Below are 15,923 nucleotides of genomic sequence, written 5' to 3' on the forward strand. Positions count from 1 at the left end.
GGACGGGAGGGTGAATCTCCCTCTTTCATCACCCTCCCGTCCGGGCTCCGTTAATCAAAGTAAATTCATCCACCTATTGAAAAATGAAGGGGGGCACCCATGAAGGGGGGCACCCATGAAGGGGGGCACCCATTAAAAGGAAAAAATAGGATATTGACTTCTGCAGAGGATGGATGTAGGAATATTTTAATAAACTTCGGGGAGATGGAAAATATGAACAACGCCCTTACCGATGTTCCCGGCTTCAAGGTTGGACACGCGCAAGATTTAAAAGCAGCCACTGGATGCACCGTTGTCCTGTGCCCTCCGGGAACGGTGGGAGGAGTGGATATCCGGGGTTCTGCGGCGGGAACCCGTCAGACCGACTCCCTCCATTCCTTCCATTGGGTCGATGAAGTGCATGCTGTCTTACTTTCAGGCGGGAGTGCTTTTGGTTTGGACGCTTCTGGCGGGGTGATGAAATTCCTCGAAGAAAAATCCATCGGCTACCAGACTTCAGCGGCCAAGGTCCCCATCGTGCCCACAGCCATAATCTATGACCTGGGTTTGGGGGATGGCCGGGTGCGACCAGGCAAAGAGATGGGCTACCAGGCCTGCCTCAATAGCCATTCTGGGAAAATTGCCGAAGGAAGCGTAGGAGTTGGAACTGGAGCGAGCGTTGGAAAGCTCTTGGGAATCAACTTGGCCACCAAAGGCGGCGTTGGGACAGCAGCTAAGACCACAGCCGGTGGAGTTATTGTAGCCGCCCTCGTGGCTGTCAATGCCTTTGGCGATGTTATCGATCCGGAAACGAGAAAGATCCTTGCGGGAGCGAGAGATCCCGCAAACCCCGGGCGTTTCATCGATTCGGCCGCCATGATCAAGGGAGGATTTTCCCTGCCCAGGCGTGAGACCGGTTTCCAGAATACAACTCTGGGTGTTGTGGCCACGAACGCTAAGCTCTCCAAGCGACAAGCCACCAAGGTGGCTCAGATGGCTCAAAGTGGATTTGCTCGTACCATTGCGCCTATCCACTCCACAGTGGACGGGGATTTGATCTTCGCGCTTTCCGCCGGAGATTTATCTGCAGATGTTAATACCATAGGTTTGGTGGCTGAAGAAGTCGTAGTTTCTGCGATCCTCCGCGCCATCCAAATTGCTGATGGTCTTGGACTCCTCCCGGCTTACCGTGATTTAAATAAAGATTGAAATAGGGTTCCAGGGATCAATGGCTCGAGGGGTAAAGCGAAAAGAATTAAAAAAACCACTAGGCCCTTTTAATCCTTGAATCCTTGAACCATCGATCACGCCATAGGCGTGCCTTGAACCCTTTATTTATTACCATTTTCTCTGGATGGCGTAGTCCGCAAGGGTAAGGAGCGCCTCTTTTTCTCTGGACGGTGGAAAAGGCAAGAGAGAATTTTTAGCTTTTCCTATAAAATTCTCGGCGGCTTGGATCGTGTACTCAATTCCCCCGCAGTCTTTTACGACCTTCATCACATACTCAAGATCTACTTCCCGACGGTCCCGGTCCTGGATAATCTGCCTGAGGCGGTCCTTCTCTGCTGGGGAACAGACTTTTAAAATCTGAATCAGCGGCAGAGTGATTTTTCCTTCGTTGAGATCCTGGCCGATCGCTTTTCCCAGCGTCTCTTTGGCCGATATGTAATCCAACGTATCATCTATCAATTGGAAAGCAATCCCTAAGTTGAGCCCAAAATCGGCCAACGCCTTCTCTTCTTCCGGGGGAGCGTTGCCGAGAATTCCTCCAATCTGACAGGCGGCAGAAATTAGTACGGCCGTTTTGTTGGTCACTACATAATAATAGTCCTTTTCCGTAATGGCCGGGTCTCCCGTCTTAACCAGCTGCATAACCTCCCCTTCGGCCATGCGGGTGGTGGCCCCGGAAACAACTTCTAAGATATGCAGGTTGCCATCCTGCACGATCAAGGAAAAGGATTTGGTAAACAAAAAATCTCCCACCAGCACGCTTGCCCCCTCACCCCACACCGAGTTAGCCGAAGCCAGTCCTCGCCGGACGAAAGCCCGATCAACTACGTCATCATGGAGCAGAGTAGCCGTATGGATGAATTCAATGGTGCTGGCCAGGGGAACGGCCCGTGGTCCGTGATAACCACCAAGGTGAGCGCAGAGAAGCAAAAGGATAGGACGAAACCGCTTCCCCCCGCTGGCAATGAGGTACCGACTCACCGTGGGAATCATGGCAATCTCGGAGAGTAGGTTTTTGGCCATCTCTGTTTCTACCGCCTTCATCTCTTCTGCGACCAAATTTATCGCTTGCTCGGCATTCAAAAAACCTTCTCCTTAACCCTGTTGTTGCATAAAGATCCGGTCGAATAACCCTAATGTTTTTATAAAGAGGCGATTTACCCCGTTAGAAAGCTCCACCATATATGGCGGGGATGACATAATAAAAATGGTAATTCCTTATATTGAAAGAGTGGAGTCAAAGCCCCATCCTTTCAAACGGGGTTTACTCTCTTTTGATGGTACCTTGTAAAAGTCACCCTTAGAGTGATCCGGCGAATGACCCTGAGTTAAGGTCCGCCACCCCATGGGCAAAGGTTTTATGATTACGAACATTAAATTTAATGCAACAACAGGGTTAACATGATTTTGCGTTCAGAAGGGAATATCCTCTTCATCCTTCTGCGGCGGGGGGGAAAAATCCCCCTCCGCGTCTTTGCCTTTGCTTTTTTGCTCCCCAATTCCACCGAGCATCTTCATCTCCGTGGCTTCGATTTCCGTGGTGGACCGTTTATTCCCATCCCGGTCTTCCCAGGAACGGGTTCTTAACCGGCCTTCAATGTAAACCAGCTTCCCCTTACTCAGATATTCACCGCAAATCTTGGCTAACCCTCTCCAGGCAACGATGCGGTGCCATTCGGTCCGCTCCTCTTTCTCGCCGTTCTTGTTGGTCCACGATTCACTGGTAGCCATCCGAAAGGTGGCTACTTCCGCCCCGCTGGGGGTATAACGAATTTCCGGATCCGCCCCCAGACGACCGATGAGAATAACTTTATTGACCACTGATGCCCTCCCTCTTCGGCGAATAAACTCGGATATTCAACCCGGCCTTTGTAGATTTCTCCCCTCTGCCAGATTTCTTTTTTTTCCTGCGGTCAAAGGAATTTTATCATTCGAAGGAAGGAAGTCAAGGTTTTATTCATCGGCCATGGAAAAAGCAACATTGACAGTCTACTCTGAATCGAGTATGAATAGAATCATTCAATCGATTTCTTAAGGGTTAGGAACCGATGTTCCGGACGCTTTTTGCCTGGCTGAGCTTGCTGATTTCTACGGTAATTTTGGGGACGGTGGCGATTTTTCTCTCCCTTTTCGACTCTTCCGGAAATCTCCCCCACCTTATTGCCCGCCTCTGGGGCAAGATTCAGCTTGCTACCACGGGCACAACCGTGAAAATTCAGGGCGTGGAAAACATCGACCCCAAAAAAAGCTACATCCTGGTATCGAATCACCAGGGCAACTTCGACATCTTTGCCCTCCTGGGGTATCTTCCGATCCAGTTCCGCTGGATCGCCAAGGCAGAGCTGTTCCGTGCCCCGTTTATGGGATGGGCCATGTCCCGCATCGGTTACATTGCCATCGAACGCGAGAGCCCCAAAAAGGCTTACCGCAGCATGCTCCAAGCGGCCGAGAAAGTTAAAAATGGCGTTTCGGTCATGATTTTTCCGGAAGGAACCCGCAGCCTGGATGGAAACCTCCAGCCCTTCAAAAAGGGGCTTTTTCTCATCGCCCTCAAATCCCAGGCTCCCATTCTGCCGATCACGATCTGCGGTACGGGAAAAATCATGCAGAAGGGCGACTGGCGAATTTACCCGGGAAATGTCCAGATCATCATTGATCCGCCCGTTGAAACCGCCGGTATCCCCACCGAAAAGGAAGGGGAACTCTCCGCACGCGTGCGCAATATTTTAATGAAAAATCTGAGCCGGTCTTGATGGACGGGATCGTCATGATAAATTTAATAGGACGCAGATTTACGCAGATCACCGCAGATAATTATTTTCTTTTTAATTTATCCTGATAATCTGTTTACATCCGTGTCCAAAAAGGAAATTCCAATACAATTAAATTATCTTTTAGAAGGAAGAAATTTACCCCTCCCCCGCAAAAAAAAGAAGTGGTTATGGCGACACCTTAAGGAGCGTTTTTCAGAATGAAAGTTCAAGAGAAAGTGAAACAAATTGCTGCGGTCCAGACCGCCAAGGCCATCCTCAAAGTTTTACCCCGCATCAGCGAGCAAAGGCTCCTGGGATTCCCCTTGGTTCAAAAAGGCCTGGATGCGGTTTCCTATTATCCGGAAGGCCGAGATTTCCTCAAAAGTCTTCTTCTCCACGTCCGGCGGGCCATCGGTCGGTGTTCCAGGGAATGCCTGGCCAAGTTTGCTGAAAACCTCATCGTCAACGAGTTCATCACCGCCACCCCCAAAAGGGACGAGTTTAAATCCCGATATGGATTCCCTCCGCCTTTCTTTTTGGTGATCAGCCCAACCATGCGTTGTAACCTGAATTGTTATGGCTGTTATGCCGGGGATTATAACAAGAGGGAGGAATTGGAGACAGCCCTCATCCATCACCTTCTTCAGGAAGCCAAAGAGATGGGCATCTATTTTATCACCATCTCGGGGGGAGAACCTTTTATGAGGGAGGATCTCCTTGATATTTTTGCCGCTCACAGCGATGTTTACTTCCAGGTCTACACCAACGGCACGCTCATCGATGAGCAGGTGGCCAGGGTTCTCTCCCGGCTGGGGAATGTTCTGCCGGCAGTCAGCGTGGAAGGCTGGGAAAAAGCCACGGACGCCCGCCGTGGCCCGGGGAGCTTTAAGAAAGTCCTTGCCGCCATGGCCCAATTGCAGCAAGCCGGGGTCCTCTTCGGATTTTCGGCAACCGCCACCCGGCAGAACAATGAATTGATTTGCAGCGACGAATTCGTGAAGTTCTGGATCGACCAGGGATGTTTTATCGGCTGGTATTTCAACTACCTTCCCATCGGTAAAAAACCGGACCTTGATCTCATGCCCACCCCGGAACAGCGGATCTACCGGAGGAAGCGTCTCATCGAGATGCGCCCGAATTTGCCCATTATCTTAGCCGATTTCTGGAACGATGGACCGCTGGTAGGAGGGTGCATTGCCGGGGACCGTTATTTGCACATTACCGCCAACGGAAATGTCGAACCCTGCGTATTCGTCCATTTTGCCACGGACAATATCAAAGAAAAGTCCCTGGCGGAAATTTTAAACTCGCCATTCTTTCACAGCATCCGCCAACGCCAACCCTATTCGGCGAATTATTACCGGCCCTGTATGGTCATCGACCACCCGCATATTCTGCGTGATTTAATCGGGCAATCCGGTGCTCATCCTACCCACCCGGGTGCCGAAGGCATTCTTACCCAATTCGCCGGTGATCTGGACCGGTATGCCCTGGCCTATGGAAAATTAGCGGATGCCCTGTGGTCCGAACAAAGCCCGGATTCCGCTCCCTTTGAACGGAGACCTTACGGTGAGTTGAGAAAAATTGTCAAATGATGTTTCAGGAATCTTAAATTTGCCACAGGGGGCACCGAGAACACAGAGAATAAGAAAAAGTAGTTTCAGGTTGCGTGTTTCAACGTTTGAGTTCACATAATTTTTTCAGCATTCTCTGTGATCTCTGTACTACGAAAGTTCATTTTTTGAAGGATTTGTTAAGATTTTTTCCTAAATTTATTTTGGGTTTATCCGTATTCATCCGTGTCCTAAATTATTTTTTGTTCTAAACATTTTGATTATAGCTCTGTGACCTCTGTGTTCTCTGTGGCTAAAAAGTTTCAAAATTTCCATACAATATTTTAAAGGAGGAAAAACGAGATGATGGAATTAAAACTGAGCAAAGAGCCTTTGCTGAAAAACCCCAGCTGCGCTTATTGCGGGAAGGTTTTCAACGAAAAAGGGGTAAGTCTTCAACTGGAAGTGGACCATAAAGTCATCCATTTCCCCATCTGTGAGTCCTGTTTTAAAATGGTTCCATCCTTTGAAGCCACCGTGAACCTGGAGGACGGGTTCGCCCGAATCAATCGCTGATCCGGAGAAGGCTTAGGGGAACGTAAACGTTTTTTCGCAGGAAATCCAAGGAGGCGTAAGGATGGCTGGCGAGGATCTGGAAAAAGAAAAAATGAAAAAGGAAACAAAAGAACTGGAGAAAAAATTAAAGTTCCAGGGGAAATTATCCTGGGACCTTTTGGATGAACCGGAGAAGGAAGAGACTTTTCGTTTTGCCGCAGGATATAAAACCTTCCTCAACCGGGCCAAAACCGAACGGGAAGCAGTCCGGGAAATTGCCCAAGCGTCCAAAGAAGCTGGGTTTCAAGAGGCTTGTTCCCCGGGGGCGGGAAAAAGATTCTTCGCCGTGAATAAAGAAAAATCTATTGCCCTCGCCTTGATAGGCCAAGCGCCTTTGCCCGAAGGCCTCAGGATCATCGTCTCGCACATCGACTCCCCGCGGATAGACCTCAAACAGAATCCGCTTTATGAGGATGCGGACATGGCCTTACTCCGTACCCATTACTATGGAGGAATAAAAAAATACCAATGGGTGACTATCCCCTTATCCCTCCATGGTCTGATCGTAAAAGCGGACGGCTCAATTTTAAACGTGGTCCTCGGGGAAGATGAAGCGGATCCCGTATTCGTCATCAATGACCTTCTCCCCCATCTCTCGGGCAAGATCCAGGACCAGAAGAAACTCGCCGAAGCCATCGAGGGCGAGAGGCTCACGGCCCTCGCTGGGAGTATTCCTTTTCCCGATACCGAAGCCAAGGAACGCTTTAAGCTCCGGATGATGGAGCTTCTCCACCAGAAATACGGTTTGGTGGAAGAAGATTTCATCAGCGCCGAGCTGGAGCTCGTCCCGGCGATGAAGGCTCGGGATGTTGGGTTCGATTGCAGCCTGATCGGTTCTTACGGGCAAGACGACCGCGCCAGCGCCTACACGTCTCTTCAGGCCGTCCTCTCGGTTACAGAACCTCCGCGAACAGCCATTGTCTTATTCGTGGACAAAGAAGAAATCGGCAGTGATGGAAGCACGGGGGCAAAATCCCTTTTCCTGGAAAGTGTCCTTAGGACCCTGATCAAGCGCTCAGGCCTCACGGTCACGGAAGCTCTGCTGAAACAGATCCTCGCCAATTCCCAAGCCCTCTCCGCCGATGTGCAGGCCGCCCTAGACCCCAACTACCCGGAGGTTCACGAAAAACAAAATGCTGGCAAGCTGGGTTACGGAGTTTGCCTGGAGAAATCTACCGGCTCTCGCGGGAAAGCGGCTGCCTCAGATGCCCGGGCGGAGTACGTGGGGGAAATCCGGCGTATCTTCAACGCCAACAACATAGCCTGGCAGATGACCGAGATCGGCAAGGTGGACGAGGGGGGGGGAGGTACCGTGGCCAAGTATTTGGCTATTTACGGTATGGATATCATCGACTGCGGTGTGCCCGTGCTCTCCATGCATTCACCCTTCGAGGTAACCTCCAAAGCGGATATCTTCGAAGCTTACAAAGCTTACCGGGCTTTTTTATCTAGCCCATGAAAGATAGGGGTCGAGGGGTGCGGACGGACTTGCCGGATATATTTTTCTAGCGCTTCTGCCGTAGGGAGAAGAATCTTCACGGCCTGCCTCGGGCAAACGACGGCGCAGCGGCCGCAGCCCCGGCAGTTCTCCCCCACCACCGCCTTCCCTTCTTTCAGGATCATGGCCTGGATGAAACACCGTTCTACACAGATCCCGCACCCATCACACTTTTCGTCCGCCAGCCGGATCTCCAGGCCCGCCAGTTTCTGCAAACCTCCGGTCGCCTCCTGCGGAAGAAGGCGGTAGAGCTTGAAGTAGCAGCAGCAGTCGCAACAATGGCAGATAGTCAGAAGCTGATCCGCCTGCTCCACGCCCAGCCAGAGGGAATCCCACCGCAGTTTCCCAACCATGGGAATCAGGCCCAAAGCCAAGGCCTTCCGGTGATGGGCCAGAGCCTCTTCCACGGTGGTCTCCCGCCCTAAGGAAGAAACGATTTCCCTCGCTCCTTCACCCAAGAAAAGGCAACCGATATTTTTCGGGTAATGTTGGCACGGCTCGAGAGAACGGCACATACATTCATGGAGAAGAAAACGGAAAGATGACTCCTGGATGAGCTGCTCCACAATCCTGCCTGGTAAAGCGACACTCACCGGCTTTTCCACGTCAACCTTCACCGGAAGGAAACTCGCCCGATCACCCCGAAAAGTAGAGCCCAGCCAGCGCCCGATGACTGGCCACCCCACCATCTTGGCTAAAAAATTTCTTATCGGCCAAAAGGCTGTAATGATTTGAATCTGCCAGCTTGGCCGGCCCATACTTCCCCCTCTACCATGTATGCCGCCCCAAAGCGGCAGGTAATTTTTTTAAAGACTCGCAATTATAACACCTTCCCTATACTTTCGGAATGACTGTTTCGATCAACTGTAGCCAAATTTTTTTGATTTTTTTTTATAAGATTTATCTTGCTCTCTTCATTCTAAAATGCAATATAATGAGGCAGCTAAAAATTTTGAGGGCAGCGGAGTGGACAAAAGAAATTTTTGGTCTATCGCCAATTTGGTCAAATCCTCCCTTTTGCCCCCTAAAGTTGTTTCCCCCATCGATTGCGCCGAGATGGTTCTCATCCCGGCGGGGGAATTTGCCATGGGGATTTCGGAAAGTGAGTTGCACCAAGTTTTCATTTTAGACGGCTCCCAAAACCCTGTTTTTACGGCCGAGACGCCTGCCCGGAAAATAATGCTGGAAGATTATTACATCGACATCCATCCCGTAACCAATTACCAGTACGGCAAGTTCCTCGAGGATACGGATCATCGGGCCCCCATACTCTGGGGAAAAGAAGGATGGAACGAGCCCCTCCAGCCAGTGGTAGGTCTGGGTTGGGATGACACCCGGGCTTATGCGGACTGGGCTGGAAAGGAGCTTCCTACGGAAGCTCAATGGGAAAAAGCAGCCCGGGGGACGGATGGCCGTTGGTGGCCCTGGGGGAATGATTTTTATCCCGGGTATTGCAACTCCGCCGAGTTGGGAATCAATCGGGTGACGGACGTCACCAGATTCCACCTGGGTCTCAGTCCGTATGGATGTTATGATATGTCCGGAAACGTCTGGGAAATGTGCGAGGGAGTGTGGATCGAGGGCCACCTGCCCATGCGGGGGGGATGTTTCCTCGGAAGTGCCACCTTTGTACGAACAACGGTTCGTTGGTCAGCCGAAGACCAGGTTGACGGGGCCCACTGGCTTGGTTTTCGCTGCGTAAAAAATATCTCCGGAGGGTAAGCGATGGAGTCCAAAGCAATCCTCGATTTTATCTGCCGCCGCAGGAGTGTCCGGCGCTATCAGAAAAAAGAAATTGCCGCGGAAATCTTAGAGCTACTGATGAAGGCCGCCATGGCCGCTCCCAGCGGGAACAATGTTCAGCCCTGGGAATTCGTGATCGTCCAGGATCCCCAAATCAAAGAAGCCTTGTCCCGCGTCCACCCCTGGGTTTACATGGCTGCTGAGGCCCCTGCGGCCATTGTTGTCTTGGGAGATAAAAGTTCAGAATCTCCCCCTCCTCATACCAAATACCGTAAAGATAAAATTCACTGGGATCGCTATTGATAATAAAGCCCTGTTACCCTCGCCCCTACGAAAGCGTCCTAGCAACAGGAAAGAGTAAAGAAACATTGACCGGTCGTCATTACTCTATGAGAAGAATGGACTGGCGTGAATGTGCGAGGTGAAAGCCTTTACGCAACGGTCAGGAGCGATTATTCATAGCGGCGTAAAATATCCCAGTAGGCTCCTCGATATCCTTTCCGGATCGCCTCTGAAAGCCGCTGGTTGGCATTATAATTGTAGTTTTGCTCCGGTCGGGAAGGGTCAAAGAAGAAGAAACGCCGGTCCGCGCCGATCAGCTCATCCAGCAGGTTAAAAACGAAGGGGGCAATGCGCGGCTCAAGGAAGAAGATGGGCTCTGTCCCCTTCCCTCCCCCCACCAGGCCCTCCTGCCGCCCCTCGCTCTTAACCTGGTGGGCGAGCTCGGTTCCAGGATAGACCCGCACCCCTACAGCCACCCCCACCCTCTCTGGGTCCATATATTTCATCCGCTCGAGGGTGCGGATTACGCTCCCTTTACTTTCCCCGGGCGATCCAAGCAGAAGGTCGAGCATGACCGCTATACCCGCTTCTTTACACCAGCGCACGGTTTGAACGATGTCTTCGGGGGAAAAATTGCGTCCTAATCGCTGCAACATCTCCGCGTCGCCACTATCCACTCCGAAGTTAATGCCTACGCACCCGGCCCTGCGCATGGTCCAGGCCAATTCCGGCGAGAAGGGAACAGGAGCGCAGTAAGCATACCAGCGCAGTTTTTCCCCGAGATGGCGGCGAATGATCTCCTGGCATACCTCCAAGGCATGCCCGTAGGGTAAATTGAACTCGCTATCGCAGGTGTGAAGATGATCAATTCCCTGCTCGAGAAGCCTTTCCAATTCATCTCCTACGGCTTGGGGTGGGCGGGTTCTTATTTCGTTCCCTTTGGCGATGGGGTCGGCGCAATAAATGCAATGGTTGGGGCATCCGCGTTTGGTCTCAAAGCCGGCCTGTCCGCCTTCGCTAAAATAGCGGCGGTTGTCTATCCAACTTCGACTCATGGGTGGTAGATCCTTTAAAGAGTGAGTCAAAGGCGGGTTGCGGTGCCAGCGGTCATGGGTCTGCCAAATGAGATTGGGGAGGTCCAACCATTGCCTTTTCTCTTCCAACCGATTCGCCAGATCCACCAAGGAAAATTCCCCCTCCCCCCATATTCCCGCATCGGCTCCACAGAGGTTTAAAACTTCCTCCGGGATGACCGAGAAACCAACTCCGCCCAGGATGATCAGCCCCTTGGAATATTGGCGAATATTTTTCACCATAGCGCCGAATGGGTCCAGGAAAGACTGGCGGCTGGTAAACACACAATCGTCCGTGTTCCGCAGGGTAACTCCTACCAAATCAAATTCTTTCTGACGGAAGAATTGAATGATCGCCGCATTACAGTCGTCCGTCCCCAGAGGATCGCAAACCTCAACCTGATGCCCTGAGGCGTTTAAGGCTTCGGCGACATAATCCAGACCGATGGGGGCTATCGGAGGTTTTATGCAATTGGTATTCACCAAGGCCACGTGCATGAAGCGACTCCTGGATCTCCAGTTGATTTCCGTGGAGATGGTATTTTAAAGATTTAAGGGTTGCAAGCCCGCTGCGGGCGAAGATGATTATATGACTGAATCCCTCTGAAAAGTCAAATTAATCCCCTCAAACTTAGAGTCAGCGTTGGATGATCCTCCCAGGCCCGGGGATTCAGGACGCTTCCCTTGGCATCATGAGGCGCTGGTCGTTTCATAGATGGGGCGGGAAAAGGCCTCCCGCCTCATTCTGCGGAGAATCGGTTGAACCCTTTGAAAAAGGTTTCTTCCCGGCCGATGCTGCCCGCGCTCATCGCCCTGAATCCCCGGGCCACGAATAGGGATTCTGTAAAAATGAACGGGGGCTAAGGATTTGTTGACAGAGATTTAGAAAGTTAGTAGTATCAGTCCATAATCGTCTTTATTTATGATTCGAACCAAATGCCTAAAGTTCACCGGGATTATTATCGATAATGAAACCTTTTCTCCCCGGCAACTAAGAACAGGGGATAGGAAATGGCAGCCCTTACTTCTCGAGAAAGATTCATTCTGGCACTCAACCATCAAGAACCTGACCGGGTCCCCATTGACCTGGGCTCGATTGCTTCCACCATCCGCACGGTGGATGCCTACGACCGCCTGAAGAACCATATGGGCCTGGCTCTGGATAAAAGGATCAGACATTTTGCTGACGAGCACATCATACCCGATGAAGAAATCCTACAAGCTCTCCATGTGGATACGGTGTATCTGCGGATGAATGTTCCCAAAACCTGGCAGCGGGTTCGCCTCGATCCCCACACGATAGTGGATGAATGGGGCGTCCCCTGGTATAAGGCCCCGGGATCTTTCTATACTTTTCCCAGTTCCTACCCGATGAAAACGGCCGCGATGGAAGAAATTAAGAAGTTCCCCTGGCCGGATCCCAATGAACCCAGCCGTTTCGAAGGACTGCGGGAAAAAGCCCAACGGCTTTTTGAACAGACCGAGTATGCTCTCGTTGCCGACGGGACTACCGGTGTGGGGGTCTTTGATATGTCCTGGCACCTCCGGGGTATGGAAAACATTTTTTTGGACATGCTCACCCACCCGGACTTTACAGAATCTCTTTTCCAGCATTTGACGGATTACTATGTTGCGGTGTACAGAAACTACATGCAAGCCGTAGGGGATTTCATCCAGATGGTGATCTATTACGAGGACCTGAGCGGGCAGGATGGCCCCCTTATTTCCCCCCAGCTTTATAAAAAATTCGTCAAGCCCTGTCACCGCCGGATATTCAAAGTCATTAAAGACCACACCGCGGCTAAAATTTGCGTTCACACCTGCGGGTCGGTCTATGCTTTTCTGGACGATTATGTAGAACTCGGGGTGGATGTTCTGAACCCGGTTCAGATCAGCGCCTGGGATATGGATCCCGTTCGCCTCAAACAAAAATACGGCGCCTCTCTCTCTTTCCATGGGGGGATTGACACCCAGAGATTTCTTCCCCGCGCTACCCCTGACCAGGTAAGGGAGGAGGTGCGCCGGATGATCGGAATTCTCGGACCGGGGGGTGGCTACCTTTTCACCTCCTGCCACAGCATCCAACCCGATGTTCCGCCTGAGAATATTGTTGCCCTATTTTCCGCGGCTTGGGAGCACGGCAAGTATCCGTTGCCCCAGACCGGCTCTCAACCTTAAAAACCAACTCTGACCTGAAAGGATTGCGCCCCATGTCTACTGCCGAGGCCAAAGAAAAGATAGTCAAGATGCTGAGTAACTCAGCGGTCCAAAGATTCGGGGAAGAAAGAGCCAAGTCCTTATACCCGGCCATACAAGAAATCGCCCAATCCCTCGTCTCTATTGCTGACTGCGCAATCGCCTTCGAAGAAGAGCCAGCCTTTTTCTCCTAATTCCCCTTACCCTATCCCTCTCCCCTTGGGGAGAAGGTAAGAGCGAGGGGACAGGAAATGGAGGGAAAAATGACCGAACCCTGTATGTTAAACCTTGCCGCAATGATTCGCCAGGTGCAGCAGGGCAAATTGTCTCCCGTGACTTTGATGGAATCGATCCTGAAGCGGATCGATATTTTGGAACCTACTTTGCAGGCCTGGGTAACGATTGATCGCCAAGGCCTCCTCCAAGAAGCCCGCCGCTGCCAGGAGGAAATCGCCAAAGGGAAAATCCGCGGCCTCCTTCACGGCATTCCCATCGGGGTGAAGGACATATTCTACACTTCCGGGATGAAGACCACAGCGGGGTCAAAAATTTTCGCCGATTTCATCCCCGCCTATAATGCGACTGCGGTGGAACGTCTAAAAACGGCCGGGGCGATTATCCTGGGGAAAACCGCCACCACCGAATTTGCTTCCCGTTACCCGGCTCCCACCCGCAACCCCTGGAATTTGGAACACACCCCGGGAGGATCCAGCAGCGGGTCGGCAGCGGCTGTGGCCACAGGTATGTGTCCTGCGGCCCTCGGATCTCAAACCGGCGGTTCCGTCCTCCGCCCCGCAGCCTACTGCGGCGTCGTCGGCCTTAAACCCACTTATGGCCGGATCAGCCGGTATGGCGTCTTCGCCCTTAGCTGGACCTTGGACCATGTGGGATTCCTGACCAGATCCGTGGAGGATGCGGCCCTCCTGCTAAGCATTCTGGCAGGCCCAGACCCGGCAGACCCAACGACCCGGCCGCAACCCGTTCCCGATTACATGCGCTCGCTGCGATCTTTGCGCCGGCCTCCCCGCATCGGAATCGTGCGGGAATTCTACCAGGAAAAATCCGTAGCGTCCGTCTGGAAACACACCGAAAAAATCCTGAACCAATTGAAACGAGCTGGCGGAAAAATGCGGGAAGTAAAGATGCCTGAGAGTTTCGCCGCGGTCCAGGATGCTCACCGCATCATCATGTGGGTGGAAGCGGCCGCCTACCATGAAAAATTATTCGAAAAAAACCGGGAGCAATACAGTCCCAAGATGAGGGAAATGGTCGAGATCGGCCTTTTGATCCCCAGCGTGGATTACCTGCGTGCCCAAAAAATCAAACGTTTGTTCCGCCGGGAAATGGACAGAATGATGCAGGAATATGATTGCCTCTTAACCCCGGCCACCTCCTCCGCGGCCCCGAAAAACCTCTCATCAACCGGGGATCCCTGGTTCCAGGTTCCCTGGAGCCTCTCGGGATTGCCCGCCATAAGTATCCCTTCGGGGTTAAACGATGAAGGATTGCCCCTGGGCATCCAGTTGGTCGGAACGGCGTACGCTGAAGGGAAACTGTTTGCCGTAGCCCGCTGGTGTGAAAAAGTTCTTGATGTCCATTTAACACCCACCCTCATTGAGAGGTTTGCTTAATTGGTGCTCGTTTTCGATGGCGATTACTCTCAGATGGAAAAAGTGGTTGAAAAAATTTTCCAGGCCTTTCCCTTTTCCTTTGCGGGCAAGAAGGTGGTCATCAAGCCAAATATTCTGGGACCCAATCCTCCAGAAAAAGGGATCACCACTCATCCTTCCCTGGTAAATGCATTGGTCATCGCTTTGAAGAAACGAGGGGCCTCCTGTGTCGTGGGCGATAACCCCGGGATGAGCGGGTACGCCGCCAACGAGCGCTGCGCCAGAATAGCGGGCATCCTGGATGCCGCCGATGGATGCTTTGGCAACTTTGCCAAAGAGACTGTCCAAGTGGAAGTGAAATCACGCTTTGTAAAGAAACTGGTGGTCTCTAAACCCGTTCTCGATGCCGACATAGTCATCAACGTTCCTAAGTTCAAGACCCATCTGCAGACCCAGATCACCGGCGCGGTTAAGAACATGTTCGGGATCCTGGTGGGAGCGGAGAAAGCCCGGGTGCATCTTGCCGCACCGAAGCCTGAGGATTTCTCCGAAGCCTTAGTGGATATCTATCAGATTCGCCTCCCCGATTTGACCATTATGGATGCCGTGGTGGGTATGGAAGGAAATGGGCCTTCGAGCAAGGATCTTCGTCCCATCGGCAAAGTTCTGGCTTCGGAAAATGGCGTATCTCTGGACGCCCTGATGGCCGCGATGATGGGTCTTACCCCTCAAAGTATTGACTATCTGCGCACAGCCTCCCAAAGGGGGTTGGGGGAGATAGAGGTCGCCAAGATTGATATCCAGGGTGACTGGTCACCCCTGACCAAATTCAAAATGCCCCTCACTTTTGTCAGCCGGGGCCTGTTGGGAACCATCGTGAATAAACTTATCTATCGCCCCTTGATTAAACCTCGCCTGCAGGTGAACCCATCTCTATGCACCCAGTGTGAGATTTGTGTTCAACACTGTCCGGCTCAGGCTCTCACCATGAAAGAAATTCCTTACCTGGACAAGAAAAAATGTATCGCCTGCTACTGCTGCTATGAACTTTGCTCCAGCCAGGCCATTGAGCTCACTGGCCTCATGCGCAGGGTAACCGCCAAAAAAAACAAATAAAACCTTGACAAAGTTACTCCATTCGTATTTAGAAATTTGGTAATAAATTAAAATAGTTATGATGTCAAGTGAATTTTGGTGAAATCCCCAAAAAATAACCCTAAATCGGACTTCGAATCAGCAGGTCGCCCGTTCGAGTCGGGCCGGGCGCGCCAGAAATTCCCAGCCGCCTCAAAACCTCGCGAATTCTTCTTCGAAAGTCACTCGGTTGACCTCTTAGAATGAGGGTTATACAGGAAGGGTATGGCAAAGAAGTTTCTATGATCATGCTTTGC

15 protein-coding genes are annotated in these 15,923 nt (G+C 51.7%); 11 read left to right on the forward strand and 4 right to left on the reverse strand.

Annotated elements, in window-relative coordinates:
- The first annotated feature begins 213 nt into the window (after positions 1-213).
- A complete protein-coding gene (locus Q7V48_06110; GenBank protein ID MDO9210309.1) occupies positions 214-1,188 on the forward strand; it encodes a P1 family peptidase in 975 nt (324 codons plus the stop codon).
- 129 nt (positions 1,189-1,317) lie between these two features.
- Here the strand turns inward: Q7V48_06110 and Q7V48_06115 are convergent, their stop codons facing one another.
- The gene (locus tag Q7V48_06115; protein MDO9210310.1) at positions 1,318-2,253 is read right to left on the reverse strand and encodes a polyprenyl synthetase family protein; all 936 of its coding nucleotides are present in this window, start codon (positions 2,251-2,253) and stop codon (positions 1,318-1,320) included.
- A 369-nt stretch (positions 2,254-2,622) separates the two neighbouring features.
- The gene (locus Q7V48_06120) at positions 2,623-3,030 is read right to left on the reverse strand and encodes a single-stranded DNA-binding protein (GenBank protein MDO9210311.1); all 408 of its coding nucleotides are present in this window, start codon (positions 3,028-3,030) and stop codon (positions 2,623-2,625) included.
- A 227-nt stretch (positions 3,031-3,257) separates the two neighbouring features.
- Between Q7V48_06120 and Q7V48_06125 the strand changes: the two genes are divergently transcribed.
- The 4 genes from Q7V48_06125 to Q7V48_06140 all read left to right on the forward strand — a co-directional run bounded on the left by Q7V48_06125 (position 3,258) and on the right by Q7V48_06140 (position 7,589).
- On the forward strand, positions 3,258-3,962 hold the full coding sequence (locus Q7V48_06125; protein MDO9210312.1) for a lysophospholipid acyltransferase family protein: 705 nt from the start codon (positions 3,258-3,260) through the stop codon (positions 3,960-3,962).
- Between the two features lie 218 nt (positions 3,963-4,180).
- Positions 4,181-5,557 (forward strand): radical SAM protein, encoded by a 1,377-nt coding sequence (locus Q7V48_06130; GenBank protein ID MDO9210313.1) that lies wholly within the window; start codon positions 4,181-4,183, stop codon positions 5,555-5,557.
- A 321-nt stretch (positions 5,558-5,878) separates the two neighbouring features.
- Positions 5,879-6,091 (forward strand): hypothetical protein, encoded by a 213-nt coding sequence (locus Q7V48_06135; GenBank protein MDO9210314.1) that lies wholly within the window; start codon positions 5,879-5,881, stop codon positions 6,089-6,091.
- 61 nt (positions 6,092-6,152) lie between these two features.
- Positions 6,153-7,589, forward strand: a complete 1,437-nt coding sequence (locus Q7V48_06140) for an aminopeptidase (GenBank protein MDO9210315.1) — start codon at positions 6,153-6,155, stop codon at positions 7,587-7,589.
- Here Q7V48_06140 and Q7V48_06145 read toward each other — a convergent pair.
- Entirely contained in the window at positions 7,562-8,386 is an 825-nt protein-coding gene (locus Q7V48_06145; GenBank protein MDO9210316.1) for a hypothetical protein, read from the reverse strand. The two genes, Q7V48_06140 and Q7V48_06145, sit on opposite strands and share 28 nt — an antisense overlap.
- A gap of 208 nt (positions 8,387-8,594) precedes the next feature.
- Between Q7V48_06145 and Q7V48_06150 the strand changes: the two genes are divergently transcribed.
- Positions 8,595-9,350, forward strand: coding sequence for an SUMF1/EgtB/PvdO family nonheme iron enzyme (locus tag Q7V48_06150; protein ID MDO9210317.1), 756 nt, complete (start codon positions 8,595-8,597; stop codon positions 9,348-9,350).
- A 3-nt stretch (positions 9,351-9,353) separates the two neighbouring features.
- On the forward strand, positions 9,354-9,674 hold the full coding sequence (locus tag Q7V48_06155; protein ID MDO9210318.1) for a nitroreductase family protein: 321 nt from the start codon (positions 9,354-9,356) through the stop codon (positions 9,672-9,674).
- 149 nt (positions 9,675-9,823) lie between these two features.
- On the opposite strand, the gene Q7V48_06160 is transcribed toward Q7V48_06155, so the two are convergent.
- Positions 9,824-11,224 (reverse strand): radical SAM protein, encoded by a 1,401-nt coding sequence (locus tag Q7V48_06160; GenBank protein MDO9210319.1) that lies wholly within the window; start codon positions 11,222-11,224, stop codon positions 9,824-9,826.
- Positions 11,225-11,737: 513 nt separating this feature from the next.
- On the opposite strand from Q7V48_06160, the gene Q7V48_06165 reads away from it, so the two are divergent.
- The 4 genes from Q7V48_06165 to Q7V48_06180 all read left to right on the forward strand — a co-directional run bounded on the left by Q7V48_06165 (position 11,738) and on the right by Q7V48_06180 (position 15,648).
- Positions 11,738-12,904 (forward strand): uroporphyrinogen decarboxylase family protein, encoded by a 1,167-nt coding sequence (locus tag Q7V48_06165; protein ID MDO9210320.1) that lies wholly within the window; start codon positions 11,738-11,740, stop codon positions 12,902-12,904.
- Between the two features lie 32 nt (positions 12,905-12,936).
- Positions 12,937-13,116 (forward strand): hypothetical protein, encoded by a 180-nt coding sequence (locus Q7V48_06170; protein MDO9210321.1) that lies wholly within the window; start codon positions 12,937-12,939, stop codon positions 13,114-13,116.
- Between the two features lie 69 nt (positions 13,117-13,185).
- Entirely contained in the window at positions 13,186-14,553 is a 1,368-nt protein-coding gene (locus Q7V48_06175; GenBank protein ID MDO9210322.1) for an amidase, read from the forward strand.
- Between the two features lie 3 nt (positions 14,554-14,556).
- Positions 14,557-15,648: a DUF362 domain-containing protein gene (locus Q7V48_06180; GenBank protein MDO9210323.1), complete on the forward strand. Its 1,092-nt coding sequence runs from the start codon at positions 14,557-14,559 to the stop codon at positions 15,646-15,648.
- Positions 15,649-15,923 lie beyond the last annotated feature (275 nt).

This window comes from Deltaproteobacteria bacterium, from assembly GCA_030654105.1.
In the GTDB taxonomy this organism is placed as follows: Bacteria; Desulfobacterota; SM23-61; order SM23-61; family SM23-61; genus JAHJQK01.

Excerpts from the sequence above, each read along its gene's own strand:
- Q7V48_06125 (MDO9210312.1), top strand. The coding sequence starts at position 3,258 with ATGTTCCGGACGCTTTTTGCCTGGCTGAGCTTGCTGATTTCTACGGTA.
- Q7V48_06145 (MDO9210316.1), bottom strand. The coding sequence starts at position 8,386 with ATGGGCCGGCCAAGCTGGCAGATTCAAATCATTACAGCCTTTTGGCCG.
- Q7V48_06170 (MDO9210321.1), top strand. The coding sequence starts at position 12,937 with ATGTCTACTGCCGAGGCCAAAGAAAAGATAGTCAAGATGCTGAGTAAC.
- Q7V48_06130 (MDO9210313.1), top strand. The coding sequence starts at position 4,181 with ATGAAAGTTCAAGAGAAAGTGAAACAAATTGCTGCGGTCCAGACCGCC.
- Q7V48_06175 (MDO9210322.1), top strand. The coding sequence starts at position 13,186 with ATGACCGAACCCTGTATGTTAAACCTTGCCGCAATGATTCGCCAGGTG.
- Q7V48_06140 (MDO9210315.1), top strand. The coding sequence starts at position 6,153 with ATGGCTGGCGAGGATCTGGAAAAAGAAAAAATGAAAAAGGAAACAAAA.
- Q7V48_06135 (MDO9210314.1), top strand. The coding sequence starts at position 5,879 with ATGATGGAATTAAAACTGAGCAAAGAGCCTTTGCTGAAAAACCCCAGC.
- Q7V48_06160 (MDO9210319.1), bottom strand. The coding sequence starts at position 11,224 with ATGCACGTGGCCTTGGTGAATACCAATTGCATAAAACCTCCGATAGCC.
- Q7V48_06165 (MDO9210320.1), top strand. The coding sequence starts at position 11,738 with ATGGCAGCCCTTACTTCTCGAGAAAGATTCATTCTGGCACTCAACCAT.
- Q7V48_06155 (MDO9210318.1), top strand. The coding sequence starts at position 9,354 with ATGGAGTCCAAAGCAATCCTCGATTTTATCTGCCGCCGCAGGAGTGTC.
- Q7V48_06115 (MDO9210310.1), bottom strand. The coding sequence starts at position 2,253 with ATGAAGGCGGTAGAAACAGAGATGGCCAAAAACCTACTCTCCGAGATT.
- Q7V48_06110 (MDO9210309.1), top strand. The coding sequence starts at position 214 with ATGAACAACGCCCTTACCGATGTTCCCGGCTTCAAGGTTGGACACGCG.